General features: G+C 30.5%; 32 protein-coding genes and 1 pseudogene. 5 read left to right on the top strand and 28 right to left on the bottom strand.

Annotation, left to right across the window (positions count from 1 at the left end):
- Nucleotides 1–108: 108 nt before the first annotated feature.
- From J2Z80_RS03795 to J2Z80_RS03885, 20 genes and pseudogenes are all read right to left on the bottom strand, one after another.
- Nucleotides 109–660: a hypothetical protein gene (locus J2Z80_RS03795; protein WP_209453235.1), complete on the bottom strand. Its 552-nt coding sequence runs from the start codon at nt 658–660 to the stop codon at nt 109–111.
- 57 nt (nt 661–717) lie between these two features.
- On the bottom strand, nt 718–948 hold the full coding sequence (locus J2Z80_RS03800; RefSeq protein WP_192404443.1) for a response regulator transcription factor: 231 nt from the start codon (nt 946–948) through the stop codon (nt 718–720).
- 182 nt (nt 949–1130) lie between these two features.
- On the bottom strand, nt 1131–1766 hold the full coding sequence (locus J2Z80_RS03805; protein ID WP_209453207.1) for a hypothetical protein: 636 nt from the start codon (nt 1764–1766) through the stop codon (nt 1131–1133).
- A gap of 416 nt (nt 1767–2182) precedes the next feature.
- Entirely contained in the window at nt 2183–2884 is a 702-nt protein-coding gene (locus J2Z80_RS03810; RefSeq protein ID WP_209453208.1) for a hypothetical protein, read from the bottom strand.
- A 260-nt stretch (nt 2885–3144) separates the two neighbouring features.
- A complete protein-coding gene (locus J2Z80_RS03815; protein WP_209453209.1) occupies nt 3145–3972 on the bottom strand; it encodes an Rpn family recombination-promoting nuclease/putative transposase in 828 nt (275 codons plus the stop codon).
- A 70-nt stretch (nt 3973–4042) separates the two neighbouring features.
- Nucleotides 4043–4504, bottom strand: coding sequence for a hypothetical protein (locus J2Z80_RS03820; RefSeq protein ID WP_245301123.1), 462 nt, complete (start codon nt 4502–4504; stop codon nt 4043–4045).
- Between the two features lie 443 nt (nt 4505–4947).
- Nucleotides 4948–5655, bottom strand: coding sequence for a hypothetical protein (locus J2Z80_RS03825; RefSeq protein WP_209453236.1), 708 nt, complete (start codon nt 5653–5655; stop codon nt 4948–4950).
- Between the two features lie 261 nt (nt 5656–5916).
- Nucleotides 5917–6180, bottom strand: a pseudogene (locus tag J2Z80_RS03830) (Rpn/YhgA-type helix-turn-helix domain-containing protein); the annotation flags it as partial.
- Nucleotides 6181–6215: 35 nt separating this feature from the next.
- The gene (locus J2Z80_RS03835; protein WP_209453210.1) at nt 6216–6860 is read right to left on the bottom strand and encodes an ABC transporter ATP-binding protein; all 645 of its coding nucleotides are present in this window, start codon (nt 6858–6860) and stop codon (nt 6216–6218) included.
- A gap of 12 nt (nt 6861–6872) precedes the next feature.
- The gene (locus tag J2Z80_RS03840) at nt 6873–7469 is read right to left on the bottom strand and encodes a hypothetical protein (RefSeq protein WP_245301124.1); all 597 of its coding nucleotides are present in this window, start codon (nt 7467–7469) and stop codon (nt 6873–6875) included.
- A 203-nt stretch (nt 7470–7672) separates the two neighbouring features.
- On the bottom strand, nt 7673–8473 hold the full coding sequence (locus J2Z80_RS03845) for a hypothetical protein (protein WP_209453212.1): 801 nt from the start codon (nt 8471–8473) through the stop codon (nt 7673–7675).
- On the bottom strand, nt 8466–8933 hold the full coding sequence (locus tag J2Z80_RS14960; protein ID WP_245301125.1) for a hypothetical protein: 468 nt from the start codon (nt 8931–8933) through the stop codon (nt 8466–8468). Before J2Z80_RS14960 ends, J2Z80_RS03845 begins: the two co-directional genes overlap by 8 nt.
- An 88-nt stretch (nt 8934–9021) precedes the next feature.
- The gene (locus tag J2Z80_RS14965) at nt 9022–9291 is read right to left on the bottom strand and encodes a hypothetical protein (RefSeq protein WP_245301126.1); all 270 of its coding nucleotides are present in this window, start codon (nt 9289–9291) and stop codon (nt 9022–9024) included.
- A gap of 100 nt (nt 9292–9391) precedes the next feature.
- Nucleotides 9392–10096 carry a hypothetical protein gene (locus J2Z80_RS03855; protein ID WP_209453213.1) on the bottom strand — a complete coding sequence of 235 codons (705 nt, stop codon included), beginning with the start codon at nt 10094–10096 and terminating at the stop codon, nt 9392–9394.
- Between the two features lie 15 nt (nt 10097–10111).
- Nucleotides 10112–10747 (bottom strand): ATP-binding cassette domain-containing protein, encoded by a 636-nt coding sequence (locus J2Z80_RS03860; protein WP_209453214.1) that lies wholly within the window; start codon nt 10745–10747, stop codon nt 10112–10114.
- 14 nt (nt 10748–10761) lie between these two features.
- Nucleotides 10762–11562 (bottom strand): hypothetical protein, encoded by an 801-nt coding sequence (locus tag J2Z80_RS03865; RefSeq protein ID WP_209453215.1) that lies wholly within the window; start codon nt 11560–11562, stop codon nt 10762–10764.
- Nucleotide 11563: 1 nt separating this feature from the next.
- Nucleotides 11564–12337 carry a hypothetical protein gene (locus J2Z80_RS03870; RefSeq protein WP_209453216.1) on the bottom strand — a complete coding sequence of 258 codons (774 nt, stop codon included), beginning with the start codon at nt 12335–12337 and terminating at the stop codon, nt 11564–11566.
- A gap of 17 nt (nt 12338–12354) precedes the next feature.
- Nucleotides 12355–13167 carry a hypothetical protein gene (locus J2Z80_RS03875; protein WP_245301132.1) on the bottom strand — a complete coding sequence of 271 codons (813 nt, stop codon included), beginning with the start codon at nt 13165–13167 and terminating at the stop codon, nt 12355–12357.
- Nucleotides 13168–13261: 94 nt separating this feature from the next.
- Nucleotides 13262–13666 carry a hypothetical protein gene (locus tag J2Z80_RS03880; RefSeq protein ID WP_209453218.1) on the bottom strand — a complete coding sequence of 135 codons (405 nt, stop codon included), beginning with the start codon at nt 13664–13666 and terminating at the stop codon, nt 13262–13264.
- Nucleotides 13667–13878: 212 nt separating this feature from the next.
- The gene (locus J2Z80_RS03885; RefSeq protein WP_209453219.1) at nt 13879–14628 is read right to left on the bottom strand and encodes a helix-turn-helix domain-containing protein; all 750 of its coding nucleotides are present in this window, start codon (nt 14626–14628) and stop codon (nt 13879–13881) included.
- A gap of 227 nt (nt 14629–14855) precedes the next feature.
- Between J2Z80_RS03885 and J2Z80_RS03890 the strand changes: the two genes are divergently transcribed.
- Entirely contained in the window at nt 14856–15413 is a 558-nt protein-coding gene (locus tag J2Z80_RS03890) for an RNA polymerase sigma factor (RefSeq protein ID WP_209453220.1), read from the top strand.
- On the top strand, nt 15410–16165 hold the full coding sequence (locus tag J2Z80_RS03895) for a DUF4367 domain-containing protein (RefSeq protein ID WP_209453221.1): 756 nt from the start codon (nt 15410–15412) through the stop codon (nt 16163–16165). The genes J2Z80_RS03890 and J2Z80_RS03895 overlap by 4 nt, the downstream gene beginning before the upstream one ends.
- 300 nt (nt 16166–16465) lie before the next feature.
- On the opposite strand, the gene J2Z80_RS03900 is transcribed toward J2Z80_RS03895, so the two are convergent.
- From J2Z80_RS03900 to J2Z80_RS03910, 3 genes are all read right to left on the bottom strand, one after another.
- Complete coding sequence (locus tag J2Z80_RS03900; protein WP_209453222.1) at nt 16466–17926, bottom strand: amino acid permease; 1461 nt, start codon at nt 17924–17926, stop codon at nt 16466–16468.
- Nucleotides 17927–18085: 159 nt separating this feature from the next.
- Nucleotides 18086–19222, bottom strand: a complete 1137-nt coding sequence (locus tag J2Z80_RS03905; RefSeq protein WP_209453223.1) for a THUMP domain-containing class I SAM-dependent RNA methyltransferase — start codon at nt 19220–19222, stop codon at nt 18086–18088.
- Between the two features lie 75 nt (nt 19223–19297).
- The gene (locus J2Z80_RS03910) at nt 19298–20032 is read right to left on the bottom strand and encodes a class I SAM-dependent DNA methyltransferase (protein WP_209453224.1); all 735 of its coding nucleotides are present in this window, start codon (nt 20030–20032) and stop codon (nt 19298–19300) included.
- A gap of 148 nt (nt 20033–20180) precedes the next feature.
- Between J2Z80_RS03910 and J2Z80_RS03915 the strand changes: the two genes are divergently transcribed.
- From J2Z80_RS03915 to J2Z80_RS03925, 3 genes are all read left to right on the top strand, one after another.
- Nucleotides 20181–21050 carry a DUF2156 domain-containing protein gene (locus J2Z80_RS03915; RefSeq protein ID WP_245301127.1) on the top strand — a complete coding sequence of 290 codons (870 nt, stop codon included), beginning with the start codon at nt 20181–20183 and terminating at the stop codon, nt 21048–21050.
- 74 nt (nt 21051–21124) lie between these two features.
- Nucleotides 21125–21613: an Lrp/AsnC family transcriptional regulator gene (locus tag J2Z80_RS03920; protein ID WP_209453226.1), complete on the top strand. Its 489-nt coding sequence runs from the start codon at nt 21125–21127 to the stop codon at nt 21611–21613.
- Nucleotides 21610–22776: an aminotransferase class I/II-fold pyridoxal phosphate-dependent enzyme gene (locus tag J2Z80_RS03925; RefSeq protein ID WP_209453227.1), complete on the top strand. Its 1167-nt coding sequence runs from the start codon at nt 21610–21612 to the stop codon at nt 22774–22776. The genes J2Z80_RS03920 and J2Z80_RS03925 overlap by 4 nt, the downstream gene beginning before the upstream one ends.
- An 18-nt stretch (nt 22777–22794) precedes the next feature.
- Here J2Z80_RS03925 and J2Z80_RS03930 read toward each other — a convergent pair whose 3' ends face one another.
- The 5 genes from J2Z80_RS03930 to J2Z80_RS03950 form a co-directional block, all read right to left on the bottom strand.
- Nucleotides 22795–22947 (bottom strand): FeoB-associated Cys-rich membrane protein, encoded by a 153-nt coding sequence (locus tag J2Z80_RS03930; protein ID WP_209453228.1) that lies wholly within the window; start codon nt 22945–22947, stop codon nt 22795–22797.
- Nucleotides 22948–22963: 16 nt separating this feature from the next.
- Nucleotides 22964–24778, bottom strand: coding sequence for a ferrous iron transport protein B (feoB, locus tag J2Z80_RS03935; RefSeq protein WP_209453229.1), 1815 nt, complete (start codon nt 24776–24778; stop codon nt 22964–22966).
- 34 nt (nt 24779–24812) lie between these two features.
- Nucleotides 24813–25040, bottom strand: a complete 228-nt coding sequence (locus J2Z80_RS03940) for a FeoA family protein (protein WP_245301128.1) — start codon at nt 25038–25040, stop codon at nt 24813–24815.
- A gap of 106 nt (nt 25041–25146) precedes the next feature.
- Complete coding sequence (locus J2Z80_RS03945; RefSeq protein ID WP_209453231.1) at nt 25147–25698, bottom strand: undecaprenyl-diphosphatase; 552 nt, start codon at nt 25696–25698, stop codon at nt 25147–25149.
- Nucleotides 25699–25763: 65 nt separating this feature from the next.
- The coding region (locus tag J2Z80_RS03950) for a transposase (RefSeq protein WP_209453232.1) at nt 25764–26428 on the bottom strand (665 nt) is incomplete at its 5' end.

Here is a 26428-nt window from a genome sequence, read left to right on the forward strand (position 1 = left end):
ATCAAAATTTTGTAGCAATAAGTCTTCTTCTCCAACGTCCCATTTTATTATCAATTTTACAGGCTTTTTGATTGAATCTAATATCTTCTGCCTTTCATATAAATTAATTTAGTTTGTAATATCGTTATGGACTGTAATTTCTTTTTTCTTTAATTGATCGATGTAAATGTATATTGTGAAATCATTCCGTTCTTTTATCAATTTGTCTAATTCTTCATCAGAAATGTCTGGCATATATATGCTAAAAGCAGAAGACATTGTCTGATTATTGTTATTGTTGGGATATACATAAGCTATGGGCGTCACATTACTCCCTATTAAATCTGCATATTTCTTGGGATATATTATTTGAAATCCAATTTTATGATTTTTTATAGCATTATTTATTCCAGGTAGTATGTATGTCACAATAAAATTTAATCCCTGTTCTACTTTATCGGAAACCTCCATTTGACACCTTTGTATTGATAAATTGCTTACTTGCACATTGTTAAGAAAATATTTTTCTTCGTCTTGTTGTCTTAATTGCAGAGTAGTTGGCGATAAATTAGTATAATTAACTTTCATTTTGTGTGCAGAAATAAAACATAAAACTAATGATACAATCACGATGCCAACAATTGTTAAAATAATTATTTTCTTTTTAATTTTTATTGACATCAAAACATCTCCTTCTATAATTTAAAAATTATTTTGCACTTTATCTTGTAGTTATAATTATGTTAATATATTGCCATAAGAATCGACAATCCCAGCATTTATGGCAGCTAATGCTAACTTAATATCATTTTGAACATTTAACAAAGTGTAAAGTTTTTTTATGTGCCTCCTTAATGTCCTCTCTGATATGCCTACATCGTTTGCTACCACTTTTCTGCTTCCATTACGAACCAATGATGATAAAATTAATATGTCCAAGTAATCAAGTTTTGTTTCCATTAAAAACATCTTTTTCACTCCCTTTACAATATTCATGAATTATTATCTCTAAAATTTTTTACACTCTACAGTCAGTGAATATATATACTTCACTAATTTTTGTTCCATATAATATAAGACAAATTTTTAAAGAATTTGTTACAGTTTTTTAGAAAATTTTTAAGTATAAAAAATAGCCCTATTAAGAGCCATCAATAAATTTTTATATCAAAATTTTGTAGCATTAAGTCTTCTTCCCCACCGTCCCATTTTATTATCAATTTTATAGGCTTTTTGATTGAATCTAATATTTTCTGCCTTTCATCTGCATCTATTTGAGAGAGATTGGGTAACCATGTAGATCTGCTAACATCAATACAATTATCTTTTTCCTTTGTATTTGGTACATTTAAATCTATTCTCTGTTGAATTGGTGTTCCAAAATATAACAATCCCGAAAATATATAAGGTTCAAGGCTTCTATCTAAAAAAGCTATTATTTTAACATTTTTTAATACCTTATCACTTATATTTTCTATCTTTATAGAATAACGTAATGAAGTATATTTATTTGAATCTTGCATATCTTTTAAATTTTTTGTGATCGTAGAATTATTATTTGATATTTGTAGCTTTTTTCCGATCTCAATCGTTGTATTGATTTTAAAATGTTTGCTTTTCGTCGTATAATTTAAATTAGGTGCATCGTTTGTTTGATATAGATAAATCTGAAAATGACTTTTATTATAGCTGTAGTAATCATAATATACAAAAAGGCTCAATGCAACTACTGCTATTAAGCATAAGATTATTATGCGCTTATTTTTTATAAAATCACCCCCAGCCATATTCTTCAGTTATCCTATCACCCATACGATAATTGTATTCGGCTTGTTGTGTAATCCAATTTTCATCATAATAATGTGGTGCAGCATCAATGTGAATAGGTTGATATACATTTCACAATATACAACTTATTTTATCTTTATCCTTTTCATTGACCTATATATATTTTCACAATTATCATATCAAATATTGTTATTATGGTAAATATAACTATAATTGCAAGTAAAATTATGGCCAATGCCAAAAGTACATGTAAAATAAATTTCTTATATTTTCTCACTTAACATCATCTCCTTTCAATTTATAATATCAATATTTTGCAAACATGCTCATAATACAAATATTAGTAAAACCGTATCCATCAATAAAATATTGATTGATTAGATTTTACTAATATTATAAGAATAAATATTAAAGTCTATAATTTTTTTATCCAGCCACCTGATAAATTATTTATATCGCCCCATACTCCTATTTCACCAGCACCTAATGTAATTGAGCCTTGATACAAGACACTAAATGTTATATCGGCACTCGCATAAGCTCTAGTTCCACCTATCCCCCAACTGTGCAAGCCGCTCCACGAAAGACTCCATACTGGAATAAAATTACGAGTTGTAACCGCATCACATCCTTGAATTCCAAGAATACTATTTCCATCGTGGGAATAATCTACCCAAACAACATTTTCAAGTATAGCAATACCGAATATTTCAATATCTTTTGTATAAGTTGCTCTTCTATATTGAATTGCTGAGCTAGATTTAATCATAGGGTTAAAATTAATGCTTTGATTAGTTTCATTTAATGTTATAGATATATCTCCATTTTCCAAATATTTCGTTTCCCCGGGTTCTAATTTTTCCGTCAACACTTTAGCCATTAGATCTGCATTATTCAGATATGAAATAAACTTTTCTTGTTTGTCTAGTGGAAGTGTTTTGATTTGCTCAACAAATTTAGATGCTTCTTCTTCATTTGTATTTTCTTTTATCCAGGTCATATAACTACTAATGTTTGTAATTTTGCCTTTAGCTATATCGTTAGCAAAAGCAAAGCTAAAACTTGAAATTGTAAAAAGCACAATAATTAGAAGCAGTGAAACTAGTTTTTTTAACATACTTTACATCTCCTTTTTGTAGTCAATATGCTTCTCGGTACCAAACAGCATATTAACTACGATTTTATCTACAAGAAATGGCGCCAATTTCTGTTAATGTTATTATAAACCAATTATCCTTACTTGAGAAGGTGCTAAATTAGGTCAATTTTTCTATCACACTTTGTCACTTTATGTAATATATTGTCGAAATCGCCACCGTTTTTCGGTCATCAATAAACTTTACAAAAAAAAGACAGGCATTAAGCCTGCTTATTATCTTAATTCATCAATTTTTTTATCTCCTCTTTTGATAATTCTGTAATCTCTGCTATTCTGTCGATGTCCATACCTTCCTTTAACAACTTCTTTGCTATTTTTATGCTTTTTTCTCTTTCGCCTTTTTCAATACCTTTCTCAATGCCTTTTTCTATTATCATTTTGTATGTCTCAGATTCTTCAATCCTAAACATCCTCATCACCTCCGAAAAAACTTTCTCAATAACATCTTTTTTAAAAACTATGCCAGACAATATCTCTGCCTTAAACGCTATGTCTTTCTTTTTATTTATGTCCAATGGAATATCTTTTATAGCCTCAACACATCTTTCCAAATATTTTTCTCCTTCTTCTTTCCTTCTATTTTGGTCCATCAGTGGAAGAAGGGAATACAAGTCATAATAATCTGTCTTTAAAACATCACTATATTTTATGTCGCCAACATTTATTATTCTGTATTTATAGTCCAATGTATTTTGTTCTCCAAAGTCATAGCTTAAGCTATTTACCATTTTTACATTGTCTTTGCCTATATAAACGACTACTTGATATGGCAAGAGATCATGCTTTTCCATTATCTCCAGGGAATATCTCAGCATCCTGTAAGACATTTTTTCGTCATTTTCTGATTGAAATTCTATGTGCACAGCCACATTTCCTTTGTTTGTTGTGCATTTGAATATCATGTCGCTGTCCCTTCGTTCTATTCTTGCAAATTCTATATTTAGCTCATCGATTTTCGTATATTGTAGTCCAAGAAAATAACTCATTATGTCATCAGCCATATCAGAAAAAATATTTTTCATAGTTATATCGTATTTTTGGCTCATATTTCTTCCTTCCATCTCTCTTTATCTTACCTTTATTATATCATACGAATATTAAAAATACAGATTATTGTCATATTATTTTTATATCAAAATTTTGTAGCATTAAGTCTTCTTCCCCACCGTCCCATTTTATTATCAATTTTATAGGCTTTTTGATTGAATCTAATATTTTCTGTTGAATTGGTGTTCCAAAATACACAAGTCCAGATACTATATAAGGCTCAAGCCCTTTATCAAGAAATACAACAATTTTAATGTTATTTAATTTTTCCTTACTAATGTTCTCAACTCTTATAGTATAATTCAGTGAAGTGAATTCATTTGAATCTTGTGTTTTTTGGATGTCTTCAGCAGAATCCAAACCATTCGTCTTTGTATTATTATTTTTCCCGATCTCAATCGTTGTATTGATTTTAAAATGTTTGCTTTTCGTCTTATAATTCAAATTAGGTGCATCGTTTGTTTGATATAGATAAATTTGAAAATGACTTTTATTATAGCTGTAGTAATCATAATATATAAAAAAGCTCAATACAACTACTGCTATTAAACATAAGATTATTATGGGCTTGATTTTTATAAAATCACCTCACCGCTAATCAATGCAAGAACTAGTATATCTAAAAATGTCAAAAACTTCTTTATTTTGTACATATTTAAACATAAACATTATAAATTCAATTACTTTTTAGCAATATTTCTATATATTTTATACACAAAATATACAAGAAATAATATGGATATTTCATCAATGACAACAAGAATCATATGTAAGATACTAAATAATTGGAATAATATTGGATTTATAATCATTTAATATTCAATCCTTTCTATGAGTGAAATAATAAAATAATAAATAGAAAAAATTCTCTCTACATCAATTTTTAAAGCAAATTGCTTAACATATTATTATAAAAAATAATATTATTATTGCATTAAATATAGTATTCTAGTACAAATTAGCTATTATGCCACTTAATTGATATAATTTATAACTCCTCCTGTATAAGATGCCTCGATATCTATCGGGACTGATTGTTTGTATTCTTCACCATTAATTTTAATATATTGATCTAAGACTCCTCCTCCATATATTTCTACATTATACCTGTCGCTGCTAATTCGATGATAAGCGTACGTTTGGTTCCAAGAATATCCTGCAGTAAACCCATTCATATCGGTCCATTCATGACAATCTGTTATTTCCTCAGCTAAATGTGTTCCACCTAAAGATACAATCTGTGTATATACATCTGCTTCCAAAAAAATATATGTGATAGGTGTAGCATCATATTCTTGTATAATATGATGTCTTGATTCTGTTGCATCAAGTATTATTTTGTTGCTGCTTTCACTTGTTAAAAAATCTTTATAACTATATTGTTTTTTTATTTTTACAGGAGCTTTAGGAAATTCTTTTAAACAATTTTTTAGCTCATCTAAATTATTGAATTCCCTTGGTGTAATTCCAGATGGTACTGAGTTAACTTTCGTTAATTTGTAATCATTGATAATTTTAGTTAACTCTTCATCAGTTATGGTTTTTAAATCATCTTTGTCATTTATTATTTTATTGTCTTTTTTATCATCATTAGAAGTTGATGTGTTAGCAAAAGCAAAACTAAAACTTGAAATTGTAAAAAGCACAACAATTAGAAGCAATGAAACTAGTTTTTTTAACATACTTTACATCTCCTTTTTTGTAGTCAATATGCTTCTCGGTACCAAAAAGCATATTAACTACGATTTTATCTGCAGGAAATGGCGCCAATTTCTGTTAATGTTATTATAAACCAATTATCGTCATCTGGGAAGGTGCTAAATTAGGTCAATTTTTCTGTCATACTTTGTCAATCTATGTAATATATTGTCGAAATCGCCACCGTTTTTCGGTCATCAATAAACTTTACAAAAAAAAGACAGGCATTAAGCCTGCTTATTATCTTAATTCATCAATTTTTTTATCTCCTCTTTTGGCAACTCTGTAATTTCTGCTATTCTGTCGATGTCCATACCTTCTTTTAACAACTTCTTTGCTATTGAAAATTTTTCTTCTTTTGCTCCTTTTTCAATGCCTTTCTCAATACCTTTCTCAATGCCTTTTTCTATTATCATTTTGTACGTTTCAGATTCTTCAATCCTAAACATTCTCACCACCTCCGAAAAAACTTTCTCAATAACTTCTTTTTTAAAGACTATATCCCCAATATGAATAATGAAAATAATGTGTTCAAACTCAGAATTTATAAAACTTTGACTAATGTACTATTATCAAACTCAAATACTTCATCACATAGTAATCTAATGTCTTCACTTATATGACTTGCAATTAATATTGTTGTACCATTTTTCTTGAGGTTAAAAAGCAAATTTCTTATATTGATAACGCCATTTTTATCCAGACCATTAAATGGTTCATCCAATATTAAAATTTTTGGATTTTCCATTATTGCTTGCGCTATTGCCAGCCTCTGTCTCATTCCAAGTGAATATTTCTTTACTTTCTTATTGCTATCATTTTCTAAGCCAACTAATTTTAATACATCTTTTATCTCTTTTTCACCTATAATATTCCTTATTGATGCTAAATATTTCAAATTATAATATCCGGAATAATCATCTAAAAATCCCGGACTTTCTATAATAACTCCTAAATCAGGCGGAAAATCTATATCCTTTCCTAATTTTTTATTGTGTATAAAGACATCTCCATCAGTAGATAACATTAGACCAGACAGAATCTTAAAAAGGACCGATTTACCACATCCATTGTAGCCTGTGAATCCGTAAATTTTCCCCCTTGTCAATTCAAAATTTACATTCTCGAATATAACTTTATCTTTGAATCTTTTGCTCAGATTTGAAACTTTTATAACTATTTCATCCATTTTATCAACTCCTTAATCAATATCGATAATTGTTTCTTTATTTTTGATTGTCAAAAGGATAAGCAAAATACTAAATATAATATTAACGGCGAAAAATAAATATAATGGCAAATGATTGTAATTGTTAGAAAGAACATTCAATTTTGTTATTAAAATATGCTCGCCTAAGTAAAAATTCAATTTTGGCAGCGAAAAATTTAAAATGTAAATAACGAAGACAACAACAAATCCTATATAAAGTTTTCTTGTAATTCTTGTAATATATAATTGCACCATAGAAATAGTAAATGTACCTATAATTTGCGCAAAATACATATTAAACAATATCCTATATATAGAGTACAAATTTTTGTTGTATCTTGTATAATCATAAAATACATTGCTTATCCATGTGCCACTAAATATTAAACTTGATATTCCGTATAAAACCACATCATATATGAAAAAAAACATCACTATGACTACTAACATCGAAATAATATTCGATGTATAAAATAATTTATTGTTCATTATCCTTGGCAAAGTAAATATAGCATTTTTCCCCATCATATTATCCATATACATTTCTATTACCATGGCTATCATAATATAAGGAAAAAATACCAACATCGTCTGTATTATGTTTATATTTTCTATATTATAGCCACCAAAAGATAATACAACCGAATCAAGTATCGTTATATTTTGAAAATAGGAATTATAAACAACATTAAATATTGATAATGCTAAGGATAAGAAAGCAAAGATAAATAGCTTTTTATATATATATCTTAGGTTATAATTGAAAACTAACAATCCCAACTTATTCATTTCTATTTCAAAACAATCTCCTTTAAATTATATTTTAACAAAATATGTATGGCCACAATCATAATTAATAGGTGAAAGTTGTTAGCCACAATAAACTCTATTAGATTATAATTTGAATTAAACGAAAAAATGTATATATTCCCAATATCCAGTAAATTAATAACGGGTATGTTTCTTAGATTCAATACTACAGTACTTACAAGCGCTATAATTATGCTTATAGCTAAACTTAAACCATAATTAACTGAAGTAAATCCTATAGCTAAAGCCATCTCCAACATGCCCAGCACAATTAAAGACAGGTGAAACCTTATATAATAAATAATAATGCTGCTAAAAGGCGTTAAATTTTTTGCAAACAAGGTGTACAAATCATCGCCATTAATTGTGCTGCTGCTCCAATTTGGGCTATAGCCAAGATTTAGATATACGCCAATATAAACGCTGAAAATAATTAAAATCAAATAGATAATGCTTGTAATAAATATCAATATATATTTTGATATAAGCCAATTTATTTTATTATCTAATCTTGTATGAACAAATGGTGTTATATTGCCATCATTACACACATTGTAAATTAATAATAAAAATGTTGTCAAGAAGAAAATTCCATATATATAATGGCTTCCTAATAAGTAAAACACTCCATTCCAAAAATTATCTTCTCTACTAAATACATTTGTCTTTATAGCCAAATACGGAAATATCAGCATGTATAAAAAAATAATATACATACTTTTTTGTTTAACAACCCTTTTTAATGTAAAGTTTACATAACCTTTTATAATACGTCTATCCATTCTTTAGCACCACTTTATAGTTTATATAGTATGTTATTATTCCTATTGCCAATAGTCCTAAATTAAGAATGATAAAATGCAATATGTCATAGCTTTCATTATAAAAAAAATTGTAGGCATTTGTCATTGAATAATTTTGATTAATATTAAATATGGCTATTTCATAAATTATAAAAAATATATATGGCAATGTGTAAATAATGTATTTCTTGTTAAAAAAACTTGTAATACCAGCAGAAAACCCCGCAAAAGAAAATCCTAAAATAAAATGCATTATAAATACAATAAATATGTATTTATTTGGATCTTTAAAAAATATACTACTATATAGTCCATCTGGTGCACCTCTTGAACGCAATATTGATACTGGTAAAATCTCATTTCTTGCAACCAATAACAAAATTATATAATAAATTAATTCAGGCAAAACCAATGCGATTCCACCCATGATACTATTCACAATAAATTTGATCTGATGGTATTTTTTTAAACCTATTCTGGATATACTGAAATAATTAAATTTTTTATTCCTCTCGTATATATATGAATTAAGTAAAAGGTAGAATTATCATAAACACAAAAAAAGTCTTAATAAGATAATAACTCTGACTCCAAATTAAATACACATTCTGTCCAGGTCTTATTACATTTTCATAATACAACTTTTTATCTGATATATCTGGTGAATTTATATTGGCAAATGCAGCCGGTTTTAATATGGATTGATACGCAGACAAAAATAATAATAAAAGCGAAACTAATACTACGAATAATAATTTTTTATCAAACAAGGCTCTTTTAAATTCTTCTCTCAACATATTTACCACCCCACAATTTTTTATTATGTAAAATAACTTACAAAGAATTTGCTCATATCATGAAAAAGATTTTTTGAAAATTAGCATTTAATATGCGGATCTATTTATATTTTCTTAATACTTCGTTTTTTATGCTTTCATACCTATTTGCAATATCACTATCTGACGTTATTATATCCAAATCTTTAACATCACCATATTTTAACCCTTGATTTATTTTTTTCTCATCTACTGCAATAACTTCGCCTATATCTTTTAACTTGTACTTGCCATAAGGCACCGAAGTAAACAAAAAACTAATGCCTTCATTGTTTTTATAATGATATCCCTGTGGAGCCTTTATCTTCCTTAAAAAAACGATATATTCATCGTTGCTGTGCATAAAATTGTAACCCCATTGAGAATAAAATGTTTTGTTATATACATCAAAAAAACAAGGTTCATAAATATATACATAATTTTTGCCTTTTAAATCATTTCCTTTGTATATCTTAACAACATTTACTTTTGTATACAATGTATTATTTAATGTTTTCCTATCATCTTCTGCCCTCACTTTTAAAATATAATCAGATTTAAGTTCAAGATCTGATAGGCTTTTTATATTTTCCACATAAAAACTTTTATAAAATGCCCTATCGGAATCAACATCTCCCACAACTATTTTATAATCATCTATATCATTTGAAATTCTAGAAAAAGAAACATTGTCTTTGTATGAAAACCTCGTAAAAATTCCTACCACAGCACCGATTACAACCAAAGATACGACAATCGAGAGCAAAACCTTATCTAATTTTTTCATTCAACACACCTCTTTTTATGATTGTATTACCGAACCATCGTCAACTTTGTATTTAACATCTGATAATATATCTATGTCATCTTTGTTGTGGCTTGCAATAAGTATAAGCGCCCCCCTCTTCTTTTCTTCTATCAATATTTCCCTTACAAGCTGTACGCCATTTTCATCAAGTGAATTTGTAGGCTCATCTAGAATTATGATATCAGGTCGTTCCATAATAGCTTGAGCAATTGCAAGGCGTTGTTTCATTCCTAAAGAATATTTTTTATATATTCTTCTATCATCTGGATCTAGACCAACTCTTTTTAAAGATTTTCTAATATCTTCATCACCTATTATGTTTTTTATTGATGATAGAACTTTTAAATTCTCGAAACCTGTATAATGATCCCAAAACCCCGGTGATTCAATTATTACGCCTATACTCTCTGGAAAAGATATATCTCTATGCAGAACTTTATTATTTATTGTTATCGTACCAGACGTCGGCTTGATCAAGCCACATAACGCTCTAAAAAGCATTGTCTTTCCAGACCCATTTCTGCCAAAAAAGCCGTATATTGTACCCTTTTCAAGATTTAGATTAATACTTTTTAATATCTCATTTTGTCCTATATTTTTGCTAAGGTTTGTTACTTCTAAATATCCCATTCTACATTGCCTCCTTATATTATATCTTTATGTTGAAACACATATATTCCATAAATCACAATGATAAAACATGATAAAATTAAATATGAAATTGAATCAATTATTGAAAAATTCTTTATGCTAAATTCGAACATGTACAAATTATTATACATGCTATTCATACTGTGCCATGCCAAAATTCCATGGCTAACTGGAAGTAGCTTTAACAAATAAATTTTCATTTTGAAATATTCATAAATGAATGAAGACAGCAATAGTGAAAATATATCTACAAATAAAGCTATCAGAAAGCTGTATAATACATCTATTTTTAACGATAAAATATTTATTATCAATATATATTCATAATTTAACAGTACCGTTAATATAAACATAGTCAGTATTAACTCGATTCCTTTGTAAATATATAACATTTTATATCCAACAACAGTACCAATTATGTACGTTATTAAAAACATTATAAAGTAAAATAAAATGACAAATTTAAATAAATCGTAAGTCTTGCCAATAACCCATTTGCCTCTTCTATTGGTACGAGTAAAAATATAAACACCATTTTTGTCTAATTCACCAGCAACAAATTCCTTTAAAATCCACATCAAAGTCATTTGAGGTAAAACCCATTTTAAAAATGGCATTACATATTTAATCATCTTAATATCTACAAAACCGTATTCTACAAAAAATAAGCCTTCCAACGAATTAATTCCATATAAATTTGTTAAATAAACATTGTATAAACCAAGCAAAAGCGCAGTTATTGAACCGTATATTATTATTTTTTTATTTATTTCGTTTTCTAATAATTTCCTCACATTATTCACTCCAATATATATCCATATGCTTACATACACAATATCCATAAATATATAGAATTACGTAGATTAGCAAAAACCATAACACATAAATCAAATCCATATAATCGAATACGAATCTATTTGTATTGAATTTGTATACAAGAAACATGTAATATTCTACTGATCTTATCTTCAAAGGAAAAATCTGCTGAAATGAAAACTGCTGGATTACATATACTAACAATATAATGCCATATGTTAAAACATATCCAATCCACGTTTTTTTAGTAATTAGTGTGAATATTTCATAAAGCAGTGAAAAAATCAAGAAGCCAAGTAACTGTAACAAAAAACCTGTAAAGAAAAATATAAAAAATCTTGAATCTAATTTTTCACCATTGCCGCTAAAAATTACATTTACAATCATCACTAAATTAATTATTGTCACATATATAAATGAATACAAAAACATTCCAAAGTCTTTATCTCTCCACCATCTTTTTATGTCATTGTACTTGAGTATTATTTTATACCTATCAAAAATATCAATATTAAATTCTAAAATTGATAAAAACAGCGGAATAATAACTAAAAGCACAATGTTTACCTTAAAAAAGTCATTGTACATATAATATAAAAAGTCTCTATCTTGCAATCTATTTAATTGGTTTATAAAATCCCCGCTGTACTTTAAAGCATTGTATATGCCTAAAACTATCAGTATAGATATTATCAAATACAATCTCTTACTTTTTAACAACATCTTTATCATCAAACTGTGTATTATTTTCATTATACCTGCTCCCATCGCTATTTAACTATATCTATTTCATACTTAAACCCTTTTAAAATAATTATCGAAAGACTTACTGATAGCAATAATACTATCCATAATACTAACGCTATATATGAGCCTTTCGATAAACTGTATAAATACTGCTCTATGGAATATTCGTAATAACCTGCAACCGAAAGTACAAAATTTAAAATTTGAAGCACTATAAACATTCCTGCTATGACAAAAACTCTGCTCTTATTAAATAGAAAAAATAGAGAATAGCCAAATAGTGCAAATAATGAAGCAAATAGACTATTTAAAACCATATATATAAAATCATATAATAGTGGCCATTGAATTCTCACAAAATCAAATAAATACTCCTTTTGATAACCTAAATCAAATGGAGGTAATGCTGAATTGTTATCAAATCCCACTAATGGGAAAGCAATAAAAGTCAGCAATTGATTTATCAGCAATGGTATAAAAAATGTAAAAAAAGTCACCAAAAATATTACTATGCATTGCGATAATATGTAAATTTTTTTATCCGTTCTTGTTAAGATGTTTTTATAGGTACCAAGTCTAGAATTTGTATAAAATGAATCAGAATATATTATTGTAGCGAATACCGGTAGCAATATGATTTCAACATTTAACAACAAACTGGAATAATTGCCTCTGATAATGCCTGATTCATATGCTGATCTAACAAAACTTAACGGATGACCGTAAAAAATATAGCATGTCAACAAAAATGCGCTTATAGATATTAAAAACAAAGTCATAAAAACAATTTTAAATTCTTTTCTATTAATACAATTTTTCATCTCAAATAAAATCATATTTCTCAAAATATCACATCCTATTTTAATTATAATTTGCAATTTATCAATTCTAACTTCTAAAAAATAAAAAGTATACCTTTTGATAGTAATATTATCTAAAATCTACTTTTCCAGAAACAAACGCATATCCCGTGCTTAGACGAGCATTTTGCATACCCATTTTTATTTGATCGCCTTTGTATTTATGAATGGTTGGTCTGAAATTTATAGTGATAGGATAACTCGTCACTTTTTGATTGTAATTATCTGATATCCTGGTACCATCTTGTGTAACAACCCAGAAATCGGCATTATCTGTATTATCTAAAGCAGTTACTTGATTTTTTATATAATTATCATTTGTTTGTTTATCATGCACATTCGTAAAGTTGTCACCTTTAAGCGGTGGTAAAGAATATGCTGTATATGTTACATAATCTGCAAAAACAAAATTAGGTATTATTATTGTCAAAGAAAGCAAGATTGCCAATATTATCTTCCCTAAATATCTTTTCATTAACAAACCGCCTCCATTTGTTGTTTATCAAAAGGTATACTTAAATTGAAGATAATTATAATATCTTAAGGTATTACCGGTAATTACCTTATTTTTATAATAAGACACTTATGAAAGCATGTCTACTGTCCAAAAGTATCAATTTTATTTAAACTTGAACCTTTTTTTGTACTAAAGTACAAATCAAGAACAAATTTTGTACTTTTGGATAGTTATATGACTCCAATTTTTGTGGCTTTATATATGCAATCTCTTATAGATTTCGCATCAAATATTTTTCTTAATTTATTCTTGTGATATTTTACATTGCTTATTGAAACATGTATTCTTTTTGATATCTGGCTATCTGTATACCCATATGCCAATAATTTTAATATCTCTATGTCAATTGCATCTAATCCATTTAATATTTCTTTTGCGCTTAATTCATAATAATCTGATTCTATAGTCTTTTTTAAAAAGAGCAATAAAACTTTATGTACGTCATTTATTTCTTTATAAGTCGTTATATCTATTACTCCTAAAATATTTGAATCTTTATCATATATAGGAGCAGCTATACATGACAAATCATTAAAACATTCTATATAATGCTCTCCTTTTTTTACGATTGATACCTTTCCGGTATTTAATACCATTGAAATGGCGTTTGTGCCAGCATTTAATTCATCTAAAATCATTCCTGTTTTCATTAAATAGTTTACCTCTGCAGATTTATCAAATGATTTTATATCTAAAACAATACCATTTTTATCTGTTATAATGAGTACGCTGTCAGTTAATGCTATTGTTCCATCTAATTTCTCTACTATATTTTTAAATGCATCAGCCAAAAGATTATTTTCTAATTGAATATGATTAATATCAGGTAGTATTGATTTATTAAGTCCTCTTTTTAAACACCTTCCCCAAGATCTTTCAAATGCATCTCTATCTTTATCAGCGCTTACGATGTCAATCATCTCTCCTCACCTATAATATCTTTATTCTAATACCCATAAAATTTAATTTTCTTAATATATGTGATTAATATATCCCTTCCCAAAATACATAACAAATTTATTGCCTATTTCGTTACAGTTTTTATAAAAAATTTTTGTTAAATATCTCACATAAAAAGTTTTATGATATAATCTATTTGACATGCTTTAAATTTTTGCGGATAAGCATGGGCGAGGGAGGTAGGAAATTGTTTATCTTATTTGACACAATTACAGACGAAAGTCAAAGAAAAAAAGTCGAAGATATGTATGTAAAGTACAGCAGAGATATGTTTAAAGTGGCATACAACATTTTAAACGACTATCAATTGGCACAAGATGCTGTCCAATCTGCTTTTATAAATATTATCAATTATATCGAAAAAATTTCTGATTATGACTGTAACAAAATAAGGGCATTAGTTGTTATTATAGTTAGAAACATCTCAATAAATATGTACAACAAAATAAAGAGGCAAAAAAATTTATTTATTGAAGATGCAGATGAGTTTTTTCATGATGACTCAGAGCCGTTTGACGAGAAAATAATAAACGGTGACATTTTTAGAAGAGTATCTGAAAAAGTAAAAGAGCTAAAGACAGAGTACGCAGACATTATTTCTTTAAAATACTACTACGGATACTCCAATAGAGACATCGCAAATCTTTTAAACATCACGGAAGACAATGTAAGAGTAAGACTGTATCGTGCGCGGCAAAGCCTTAAAGATGCTTTATACCAGTATAAAGGAGATGTGGAAATATGAAAGACCTTTACGATGAAAAGCTAAAATCTGAAAGCAAAATATTTGAGGCATTGCTGGAATATGCAGGGGCTTGCCATGTAAACAACATAATTCAGGATCTTGATGCAGAAGCCAATAGTGAAGAAATACCTTATCCTGAAGAATTAAGCATTAAAATCAGAAAAATGCTAAAACATCATAAAAGAAAAGAAGCAGTCAAAAAATTCTTTATATCGGCGAAAAGAACCTTCCCAAAAGTCGCGATATTCTTCTTTGTGGTTTTTATTGGCTTCACTGTGGCAATAACGACTGTTTCTGCCTTTAGAGCTCGCGTCTTTAACCTCATAATTGAAATCAAAAAAGATTATACAGACATAAAATTAAAGGAAAACAATGAACCCAGTACGTCTTCTTCCACATCCATGATTCCGTCCAACTGGGAAAATGAATATTATCTTTCATACGTGCCACATGGGTTCAAGATAAGCAAGGTAGAGTCACAAGAGGTAACCAAAATCATTCAATATACAAATGACAAAGGCGATTTCATAGTTTTCAGTCAAAGCTCTAACGAAAACACTGACATGATGGTTGACACGGAAAATGCCATCACCCAAAAGATCGATATAAACGGCTATGAGGGCATCTTGATTCAAAAAAATGGTTTAAACACCGTCGTCTGGAGAAAAGATCATAATTTGTTCTCTCTGATGTCAAAAATCGATAAGAATGAGCTAATAAAAGCTGCCAATAGCATCAAACTAAAAAAATAATTTGTTTTTAGTGTAACAAAATGCTTACTTATTTGTTTATATATATAGAGAAAAGCAATAAATAATAATACAGAGGGGATTTAATGTTGAGGAAGAATTTTATTAGAGCTGTTTTAATATTTTGCCTCATAGTATTTGTGAATTTTGCAGTATTCTACGGTATATTTTCTCTATATACGGCAGTTCATCCTTAATTACTTGCTGGTGCATACTGCTAATGTATAAGCATGATTAACAACACAATACATATTAGTTAGTCATGTCTACGAAAAAAGCCTTGGTTGTCCAAGGCTTTTTTCGTCATACTTCTTTATAAAGGCTTTCCTCTTTAGTACCTTTGTAGTCATTTTGTGCCAGCTTGCTGTGCCTATATCCATAAAACACATATACGACAATTCCCAACACAAACCATACTATAAACCTTATCCACGTCTCCAGAGGCAGTGAAACCATCAAAAATACAGTTGAAGCAATGGATAAGATAGGCACTAACGGAACAAATGGACATCTAAATTTTCTCGGAAGTTCAGGCTTTGTGTACCTTAAAACAATAACAGCTACCGATACAAGGACAAATGCAAACATGGTTCCTATATTCACAAGCTTTGCAAGTTCATCGATTGAGAAAAATCCAGCAACAACTGCCGCAAACAGCGCAACTATTATTGTGCTGGCAACAGGCGTCTTGTGCTTTTCATGAAGTTTTGAAAGAAATGGAGGCAAAAGTCCATCTCTTGACATAGCAAAGAATATCCTGGTCTGTCCATACATCATAACTAAAAGAACCGTCGTTATTCCTGCTATCGCACCAAAAGAGACTAATCCCGACGCCCAGTTTATACCGAGGCTTGTTAGTGCAAATGCCACAGGTTCAGGCGTATTAAGCTTTGTATATGATACGACACCTGTAAGTATTGCAACGACGACTATATACAAAATTGTGCTTATTCCTAAAGACCCTAAAATTCCTATAGGCATATCCCTTTCAGGGTTTTTTGTCTCCTCGGCCGCCGTCGACACAGAGTCAAACCCAATGTAAGCAAAAAATATTATTGCAGCGCCTGAAAATACTCCTTTCCATCCAAATGGCAAAAACGGCTTCCAGTTTGATGGATGTACATGCCATACAGCGACAGCTATGAAAAACAGTATCACCATCACTTTAAATATAACAGCAATATTATTTAGTATCGAACTTTCTTTTGTTCCAAAAAGTAGAATTATTCCCAAAAGCAATACTATGCCTATAGCCGGTAGATTTATTATTCCACCAGGTGCAGAGCTTGCCGAATTTGCAGCCCATACAGGTATGTTAATGCCAAAGCTGTGAAGCAAACTTGTAAAGTATCCTGACCACCCTAACGCAATGGCAGGTATAGCGAATGCATACTCCAATATCAAGTCCCATCCTATTATCCATGCGAATATTTCACCAAGTGCCACATAACTATAGCTATACGTAGATCCTGCTGCAGGAAATGTAGATGCAAATTCCGCATAACTTAGCGCAGCAAATGAGCATGCAATACCTGAAAGAACAAATGACAATATAAGACCTGGTCCTGCATATTTTGCGGCAGCAACCCCAGTCAATACAAAAATACCTGTGCCAATTATTGCGCCAATGCCAAAGAGAATAAGGTCAAACCATGATAGCGATTTTTTCAATGCGTGCTTTTTGTCCTGTGTGTCATCTATTATCATGTCAAGAGATTTTTTTCTTAATATATTTGAACTTCCGCCATTTTTCTTGAAAGTCATTTAATAGTATCCCCCCAGTTTTTAATTACAATTAATTAATTCTCATTTCGCTTAAACATAGCACATTTTAGTATATTATAATTAAAATTATAATGAGCCGCAAATAAGTTTTTCGCAACTATTAAAATTTTTTTGCAAATATAAAAAGACGCTTACGCGTCAGTCTCTTGGTGGTCTTGGTCCAAAATACTGATAATATGTGGTTTTTATCATGCCATTGTAAAGCTTCCTTCTCTTACTCGCATATTTCCCAAAAAGTTTTTCAAAATTTTTATGTGATGTTATTATATAGTATGACCACGTATCAAGACTTGTAAATACTTTTCCCATCTCTTTATACAATTTTTCTACTTCTTTTATCTCTCCCATTCTTTCACCATAAGGCGGATTGCAGATTATTATACCATACTTATCATCAGTTTTTAGAGCTTTTAAAGGTCTTTTTGAAAACCTTACACAATCACTTACACCGGCTTTTTTAGCATTGTTTATGGATAATTTTACCGCATCTTCATCTACATCATATCCTTTTATATTTAGTTTTACGTCCTTTTTGATTAAATCAAAAGCTTCATTTTTCATGTCAGACCACAATTTCTTTGGTATTTGTTTCCATTTCTCTGATGTAAATTTGCGGTTCAATCCAGGTGCAATGTTGGCGCCGATTAAAGCAGCTTCAATAGGTATAGTTCCCGACCCGCAAAATGGATCAATAAGCGGTCTATCGTATCTCCAATCACTTAGCATGATCATGGCAGATGCCAAAGTTTCCCTTAAAGGTGCTATATTTGACACAGCTCTATATCCTCTTTTATGAAGTCCCTCTCCGCTGGTATCTATCATCAACACAGCCTTGTCCTTCATCAATGAAAATTTTATCCTGTAAATTGGACCGTCTTCATCAAACCATTCCTTTTTGTACTTTTTCTTAAGCCTTTCTACCACCGCTTTTTTCACTATTGACTGGCAATCAGGCACACTAAAGAGCTTTGACTTGAGAGAGTATCCATCAACAGGAAACTGACCATCTTCCGGAATCCACTCTTCCCACGGCATAGACTTTACACCTTCAAAAAGCTCATCAAATGTGGTAGCCTCAAATTCACCAACTTTAATGTAAATCCTCTCAGCAGTCCTTAACCACAAGTTTGATTTGCATATAGCGGATACATCGCCAATAAATGTCACTTTCCCGTCTTCTACTTTTACATCATCATATCCTAAAGATTTTATCTCTTTAGCCGCTACTGATTCTACTCCAAAAAGTGTAGGTGCTATTAATTCAATCTTTGACATATCACTATCTCCCATTTATTAATTCCAATATTATATTATTGCACTGAATCCCTTTAATCACATCGCCACATTGTCTTAAATGCTGCAGAGAATGAAAGCTCTATCTAAACCATTTATATCTTCAACCATCTCAAATTTTCTATTCATTATATTCACATTTTTAAACCCAATCTCCTTAAGTTCCCGTGTTACTGCATCTAATGAAAAACTGGTTTCCTGAACCGTCTCTTCATATTCTTCATACAGCCTTCCTTCTTTCTTTAAAAAAGCAGTAAATGTTATAAAAGCACTATCTCCAAATGATATGCTTTTAGAGATATAATAATCGCCATTTGGATATTTTCTTATATGGATATTATTCCAATTGTCGTTTAAATCTTTCAGTGTATTCATATCAAACATAAATACGCCATTTTCATTAAGGTGATTTTTGACGCAATTAAACATAGACTTCCACTTTTGAAAATCCGTCATGTGATTTATAGCATCAAATGTACAAGTTATAAGATCATATTTTTTCCCAAGGTGGAAGCTACTCATATCACCATGATGGAACTTAATATCATAACCATATTTTTTGGCGTTTTCAACTGCTTTTTTTAGCATTTCTTCAGATAAATCAAGACCTTCCACATTTATGCCGTCCTTTAAAGCACCTATACAAAAAGTACCCGTTCCGCAAGCCAAATCAAGCATAGATTTTGGTTCAAATCCTATTTTATCTAAATATTTTTTAAAATCTGGCCACAACTCCTTAGCATAGGAATCCCAGCCTAATCTATCGTAAAATTTAGCAAATTCGTCGTACATAAAAACACCTCTTAATTATTTTTTTATCATTCTTCTATATTATATTATCACAATGCTTAAGTCAATTTTGTTATTTAAATGCTCTGTGTTATAATATTAGCACGTGTAAATAACTATATGCAATAAATAATTATTATCCAAGAGGTGAATGAGTTTGAAATCTTTAACTATTGATGATAAAAATATATTTGACGAATACTTTTCTAAATTTCCACCAGAGATATCAGAATACACATTCACAAATCTTTTTATGTGGAATCACGTTTATGATATTAAATATGAAATAATTGACGGCTGTCTATTGATTGCTTCAGGCAACAAAATTTTTCCTCCTGTAGGGCCGGCTGAAAGCATCTTAGATGCATTCGGTAAATTTTTTAAAATAATGCAGGAATATCATTCTGAAATTTATCTCGATCGATTTGATAAAGACAGTGCCTGTAAAATTAAAGAATTGTACAATGTTGAATTGGAACAAGATGAAAATAATTTTGACTACGTATATAATACACAAGACCTTATTAATCTTTCTGGTCGAAAATACCACAATAAAAAAAACCATATAAATAGATTTTTAAAAACTTATGATTATACATTAGAAGAATTATCTTCAGAAAATGCTTTAGAATGCTTGAAATTTACTGAAAAATGGCTATCCTTAAAAGATATAGAAGAAAATCCTGGTGTTATTCAAGAATTTGATGCTATAAAAAAAGTCCTTGATAACTATGAATTTTTTAAACTAAAGGGAATTGTTTTAAAAATAAGCGGAAAAATTGAAGCGTATTCATTCGGAGAGAAATTAAATCCGGAAACAGCCGTTACACACATAGAAAAGGCAAACCCCGAGATTAAAGATGCGTACGCTTTTATAAACATGTGCTTTGCTAAACTGATGTCTGAATATAAATATATAAACAGAGAACAAGACTTGGGAATCCCAGGATTAAGGTATGCAAAGCAATCTTATCATCCAGCAAAGATGATATTGAAATTCAAAGGAAAGTTGCAAATTTAAAACTTTAATAGATTGAATTATTATAATAATTATATTATAATGTGCATAACATTATTTTTTAGGAGGTGTCTTTCATGTCTAAAAAGATGGATATTATTGAGCTTCTTCATGAAAACAGCCGTCTAACTGATAAACAAATTTCTATAATCACAGGATTAAGCGAAGATGAAGTAAAAGATATCATAAAAAATCTTGAAGAAGAAAAAGTTTTATTAAAGTACAGTACCTTAGTAAATTGGGAAAAAACTGAAAGGGAAGTTGTAAGGGCACTTATCGATGTAAGGATAACACCTCAGCAGGGACAGGGCTTTAATGCAATTGCTGAAAGAATCGGTCAATACGAAGAGGTAAAATCGGTATCTTTAATATCTGGAGGATATGACCTTTCTGTAGAAGTGGAAGGAAAAACGATGAAAGAAATAGCGATTTTTGTGGCTGAAAGATTAGCACCAATTGATGGAGTATTAAGCACGACTACACATTTCATACTTAAAAGGTATAAACAAGACGGTGTATTTTTTACAGATGGTCCTGAAGACAACAGATTGGTGGTAACGCCATGATAGAGGACAAATACATATCAGACATAGTAAAAAATATACCACCATCAGGAATAAGAAAATTTTTTGACCTTGTTACTAATTCCCGCGATATTATCTCTCTCGGCGTAGGAGAGCCAGATTTTGTAACACCTTGGACAATACGCAAAGAAGGCATAGATGTCTTAGACAGAGGCACCACTACATATACATCAAACCTTGGTCTTTTTGAATTGCGAAAAGCTATATCGTTTTTTTTGAAAAACCATTACGACTTAGATTATAATCCTGAGAGAGAGATAATGATAACTGTTGGGGCAAGCGAGGCTATCGATCTTGCACTTCGCTGTCTTTTAAACAATGGAGATGAAGTTTTAGTTCCAGTGCCTAGTTATGTATCGTATGCGCCGTGCATCGAGCTTACAAGGGGAGTTCCTGTATATGTACCGACAGAAGAAAAAAATAATTTTATAATAACACCTGCTGATTTGAAATCAAAAATAACCAACAAGACAAAAGCACTTATACTGCCATATCCGAATAATCCGACAGGTGCCATTATGAAAAAGGAAGACTTAGAAGCAATAAAAGATATAATAATAGAGCATGACTTAATAGTCATTTCCGACGAGATATACAGCGAACTTACCTATGATGGAAAGCATGTAAGCATAGCATCTCTGCCTGGCATGAAAGAAAGAACCATACTTCTCAATGGATTTTCTAAAGCATTTGCCATGACAGGCTGGAGACTAGGATACATAGCAGCAGAACACGGTTTTATAGAAGCTATGAATAAGATACATCAGTACACGACAATATGCGCTCCAATCATGGCTCAATATGCTGGGATAAAAGCTATATACGAATGTGAAGAAGATATAGAAAAGATGCGAAAAACTTATGATCAAAGAAGGAGATTTATAGTAAACGGCTTTAGAGAAATAGGATTTGATTGCTTTGAACCAAAGGGAGCTTTTTACATCTTCCCTTCAATTAAAAAAACAGGATTAACTTCACAGGAATTCTGTGAAAGGCTTTTAAAAGAAGAAAAAATAGCCGTCGTCCCAGGAGATGCTTTTGGTCCCGGCGGCGATGGTTATATAAGGGTTTCATATGCGTACTCCATAGATAAGATAATGAAAGCACTTGAGAGAATAGAAAGATTCGCCAAGAAAATATTTTAAAAAAAAAGTAGGTTTTGCCTACTTTTTTTGCTTCACTGTGGAAAATTTAGGACAACTTGAAGAACAACTACCGCAGTTGCATTGACCAGAAGTACTCTTCTTTAAATTTTTATAAAGAATAAACACCGCTGCAGCTACTATTGCTACAGTTACAATTACTTCAATAATCATAAGATCACTCCTTTAATTAAAATATTCTTAAGATTAAACTTCCTCCATTGTAAACTATAAATGAGACTATCCAAGCTAGAACTAACTGATACGTCACAGAAAATGCCGTCATCTTTCCACCGTATTCTTTTTTCATTGTAGCAATTAAAGATATACACGGTGTGTACAAAAGCACAAAGACGAGAAAACTAATAGCTGAAATCGGCGTAAAAACTGTCGGCAAAATCTTTGTCAAATTTCCGCCGTATATAACACCCATGGTTCCTACTACTACTTCTTTTGCCATTATTCCAGTAAGAAGGGACACTGAATTTTGCCATGAAGCAAAACCTAATGGTATAAAGACGGGGCTTATGAATCTTCCTATACCGGCAATGAAGCTTTTGTCTATTTCTGTCATGCCTGAAAAATTAAAGTTCGATAAAAGCCAAACAATTATTGACACAGAAAAAATTATAGTTCCTGCCTTTCTTAAAAAACCTTTGCCTTTTTCCCACGTGTGTAGTACCAATGACTTAAGTTCAGGCAATTTGTATTCAGGCAACTCTATTATAAACGGTTCATCATCTTTCTTAAATATGGTATTCTTGAAAAGTATGCCTACAAAAAACGCCACAACTACACCTAATGCGTATAATGATGCCACAACCAAGGCTTCGTGACCTCTAAACAAAGCACCAGCCATGACCAGATAAATAGGAAGTCTTGCATTGCAAGACATGAACGGCAAAAGAAGAGCCGTCATTTTTCTGTCTTTTTCACTCTCTAAAGTTCTTGTGGACATCAGACCCGGGACATTACACCCAAAACTAATTATAAGCGGAATGAATGCCTTTCCGGATAAGCCCATTTTCCTAATTATCTTATCCATCAAAAACGCTACCCTAGCCATATACCCGCTGTCTTCTAAAAAAGATATGCACAAAAATAGTGCTAACACCACAGGAAGAAATACTATAACTGAGCCTACACCACCAATGATGCCATCTACAATAAGTGACTTAAACCAGCTGCTTGTGCCAGATAGCAATATATCAACATGTGGAGCAAACCAATCATTGACAAAAGTATCTAACAAATCAGCTAAAGGCTGACCAACCCAGCTAAAAGTAAACTGAAAAATAAAATATGCGATAGCTACCAAAATCGGATATGCCAAAAATTTGTTTATGAGGATTTTATCCAATCTCTCTGTGATAGTAACCGTATTTTCAGATGTATGCGTCAAACACTGTGACAAAATGCCTTCTATATATTTATACGTTTCGGCTTCGCTTTTAAAACGCAATTCATCATGATATTGATTATCATTATCATGATTTGCCTTTGAAAAAATGTCATTTAGCAAAAGTTCCTCCAGCTTGTCTACACCTTTTCCTTTTGAAGCCACTATCGGAACAACCATGACATCAAGCAATTTAGACAATTTTTCATAATCAATTTTTATGCCCTTATTTTCAGCAACATCCACCATGTTTAGTATCAACACAATAGGTATGTTGAATTCTTTAAGCTGCATGGTTAAGTACAAATTTCTATGTAGATTTGAAGCATCTACTATATTCAATATCAAATCCACATTGCCATTTTCAAGAAAAGACTTGGAGATTTTTTCTTCGTTTGAGTAAGTATCCATTGCATAAATACCCGGCAAATCGACGATTTTTATATTATCATTTATAAAGCCCTCTTTTTTTTCAACGGTGACGCCCGGCCAATTACCTACGTGCTGGTTAGAACCAGTAAGCAGATTAAAAAGTGTGGTTTTACCTACATTTGGATTGCCAATCAAAGCGGCGGTTATCATCCGTTTCGGAACCGAAATTGTCATACGTTCCCTCCTTTAATTATTTTAAGCTGTAGATTTAAACGACATCTTTTACGACTATATTCTTTGCATCACTTTTCCTAATAGCTAGATCAAACCCCATAAAATTTATTATAATAGGATCTCCCAAAGGTGCAAAGTTCTTGACCCTTACTTTTACACCTTCATTTGCCCCAAGAGCACGCAATCTTTTGGCTAACTTTTCGTCACCTAAAATGCCGCTTACTAAAGCTGTTTGCCCTGGTTTCAAGTCGTATACGCTCATCATTACCACCCCTTCATTGATAATCATTCTCAATTCCTGATTATATGGTACCATACATTATCCTTAATGTCAACAAAACTGAGAAATAAAAAATAAATACAATCCTTTATGTCCTTATAAATTTATGCCAAATCTTAAGCATATAATTTTCAAAAGGTATCAAGATGCCTTTTAAATATTTTACAAGCTTGCTGCTTAAAAATCCTATGATAAATCCAGCTATAACATCCATAGGATAATGAACACCAACATATACTCTGGCTATAAGCAGTAAAACCGTCAATAACATCATGATAACACCAATAAACTTATTCCCTCTTATCTGAGTAAATGTAATGGCAGAACCTCCTGATAGATGATCACTTGGAAAAGACGCATCGCTTGGATGTTTAATAAGCAAATTCACTTTATGGGAAACAAAAGGTCTTGGTTCAAAGTAAAATCTTGAAATGATAAAATTTGCGCTCAATGCTATGACCGCAGCAAAGAACTCATCCATTGATACCTTTTTCCCATCATCACCTCCAACAAACCATTGAATAACCATCAGCAGCCCATATATAATAGGAGAATACAAAGCTATAAAAATCATTACCTTATCTATTATATTGTTATGACCTGCAAATCCATTGATAAATTGAAAAATAGCATAATTCATTTTCATCACCTCATCTTAAGATTTTAAACTCCAATTCTTGATTTGAGTGTCATAAGTGACATTTTTTAAGCTACTAATAACAACTCTGCTTGGATTTTACCTGTTTTTGTAAGAATAAATTTGATTTCGATATTTTTATACAAACTCGCAGCCATCTCCGCTGCCATTTTTAGTACTTTTTTTGCGTTTATAGCTCCTATTTTGAATGAAAACCAGATTTTTGAGCGCACTAATCCCCTTACAGGTATCACATCTACATGATATTTTCGTCTTAGTATTGATGGTATACCCTCCACTCCATTTCTTATCTTTTGAAGTACACTGTATTTTTCTGTTGACATCTTTTTTAAATAGCTTGCTCTCTGTATTGTTTTCGCTGTTATTAATACATACGCTGATTTTTTCTGTAGCTTTGCTCCACATTTTTCTCTTAGTGGACAATGTTCACATGTTTTTTTATTAAAGGATGCTCTATATAATCCTGTTTTTTCATAGTATCTTGTTTTGTATGGTTTTTCTCCTTTTGGGCATTTGATTATTTCATGGGTTACTTCATCTAATTTAAATTCGCTTTGTATTTCATCTGGTAATTTCCCTATAAGAGCTGTTGTTATTAGTTCGATATTGTTTTTCTCTGCAAGTTCTATGTTTTCAATGCTGCTGTAAGCTCCATCTGCTATTATTGTTATTTCTTTTTCTTGTTCCCCAAGCTTTTCTATTGTTTCTTTGC

This window comes from Thermoanaerobacterium butyriciformans (assembly GCF_017874545.1).
GTDB lineage: Bacteria > Bacillota > Thermoanaerobacteria > Thermoanaerobacterales > Thermoanaerobacteraceae > Thermoanaerobacterium > Thermoanaerobacterium butyriciformans.

Coding starts and splice junctions, on each gene's coding strand:
- feoB (WP_209453229.1), bottom strand. CDS start 24,778: ATGACAATTTCGGTTCCGAAACGGATGATAACCGCCGCTTTGATTGGC.
- J2Z80_RS03870 (WP_209453216.1), bottom strand. CDS start 12,337: ATGAAAATAATACACAGTTTGATGATAAAGATGTTGTTAAAAAGTAAG.
- J2Z80_RS03945 (WP_209453231.1), bottom strand. CDS start 25,698: ATGAATTATGCTATTTTTCAATTTATCAATGGATTTGCAGGTCATAAC.
- J2Z80_RS03800 (WP_192404443.1), bottom strand. CDS start 948: ATGTTTTTAATGGAAACAAAACTTGATTACTTGGACATATTAATTTTA.
- J2Z80_RS03880 (WP_209453218.1), bottom strand. CDS start 13,666: ATGAAAAGATATTTAGGGAAGATAATATTGGCAATCTTGCTTTCTTTG.
- J2Z80_RS03920 (WP_209453226.1), top strand. CDS start 21,125: ATGTCTAAAAAGATGGATATTATTGAGCTTCTTCATGAAAACAGCCGT.
- J2Z80_RS03860 (WP_209453214.1), bottom strand. CDS start 10,747: ATGGGATATTTAGAAGTAACAAACCTTAGCAAAAATATAGGACAAAAT.
- J2Z80_RS03895 (WP_209453221.1), top strand. CDS start 15,410: ATGAAAGACCTTTACGATGAAAAGCTAAAATCTGAAAGCAAAATATTT.
- J2Z80_RS03835 (WP_209453210.1), bottom strand. CDS start 6,860: ATGGATGAAATAGTTATAAAAGTTTCAAATCTGAGCAAAAGATTCAAA.
- J2Z80_RS03875 (WP_245301132.1), bottom strand. CDS start 13,167: ATGATTTTATTTGAGATGAAAAATTGTATTAATAGAAAAGAATTTAAA.
- J2Z80_RS03885 (WP_209453219.1), bottom strand. CDS start 14,628: ATGATTGACATCGTAAGCGCTGATAAAGATAGAGATGCATTTGAAAGA.
- J2Z80_RS03805 (WP_209453207.1), bottom strand. CDS start 1,766: ATGGCTGGGGGTGATTTTATAAAAAATAAGCGCATAATAATCTTATGC.
- J2Z80_RS03825 (WP_209453236.1), bottom strand. CDS start 5,655: ATGTTAAAAAAACTAGTTTCATTGCTTCTAATTGTTGTGCTTTTTACA.
- J2Z80_RS03930 (WP_209453228.1), bottom strand. CDS start 22,947: ATGATTATTGAAGTAATTGTAACTGTAGCAATAGTAGCTGCAGCGGTG.
- J2Z80_RS03795 (WP_209453235.1), bottom strand. CDS start 660: ATGTCAATAAAAATTAAAAAGAAAATAATTATTTTAACAATTGTTGGC.
- J2Z80_RS03940 (WP_245301128.1), bottom strand. CDS start 25,040: ATGAGCGTATACGACTTGAAACCAGGGCAAACAGCTTTAGTAAGCGGC.
- J2Z80_RS03910 (WP_209453224.1), bottom strand. CDS start 20,032: ATGTACGACGAATTTGCTAAATTTTACGATAGATTAGGCTGGGATTCC.
- J2Z80_RS03905 (WP_209453223.1), bottom strand. CDS start 19,222: ATGTCAAAGATTGAATTAATAGCACCTACACTTTTTGGAGTAGAATCA.
- J2Z80_RS03925 (WP_209453227.1), top strand. CDS start 21,610: ATGATAGAGGACAAATACATATCAGACATAGTAAAAAATATACCACCA.
- J2Z80_RS03845 (WP_209453212.1), bottom strand. CDS start 8,473: ATGGATAGACGTATTATAAAAGGTTATGTAAACTTTACATTAAAAAGG.
- J2Z80_RS03840 (WP_245301124.1), bottom strand. CDS start 7,469: ATGTTGGTATTTTTTCCTTATATTATGATAGCCATGGTAATAGAAATG.
- J2Z80_RS03855 (WP_209453213.1), bottom strand. CDS start 10,096: ATGAAAAAATTAGATAAGGTTTTGCTCTCGATTGTCGTATCTTTGGTT.
- J2Z80_RS03810 (WP_209453208.1), bottom strand. CDS start 2,884: ATGTTAAAAAAACTAGTTTCACTGCTTCTAATTATTGTGCTTTTTACA.
- J2Z80_RS03915 (WP_245301127.1), top strand. CDS start 20,181: ATGAGTTTGAAATCTTTAACTATTGATGATAAAAATATATTTGACGAA.
- J2Z80_RS14965 (WP_245301126.1), bottom strand. CDS start 9,291: ATGTTGAGAGAAGAATTTAAAAGAGCCTTGTTTGATAAAAAATTATTA.
- J2Z80_RS03815 (WP_209453209.1), bottom strand. CDS start 3,972: ATGAGCCAAAAATACGATATAACTATGAAAAATATTTTTTCTGATATG.
- J2Z80_RS03900 (WP_209453222.1), bottom strand. CDS start 17,926: ATGACTTTCAAGAAAAATGGCGGAAGTTCAAATATATTAAGAAAAAAA.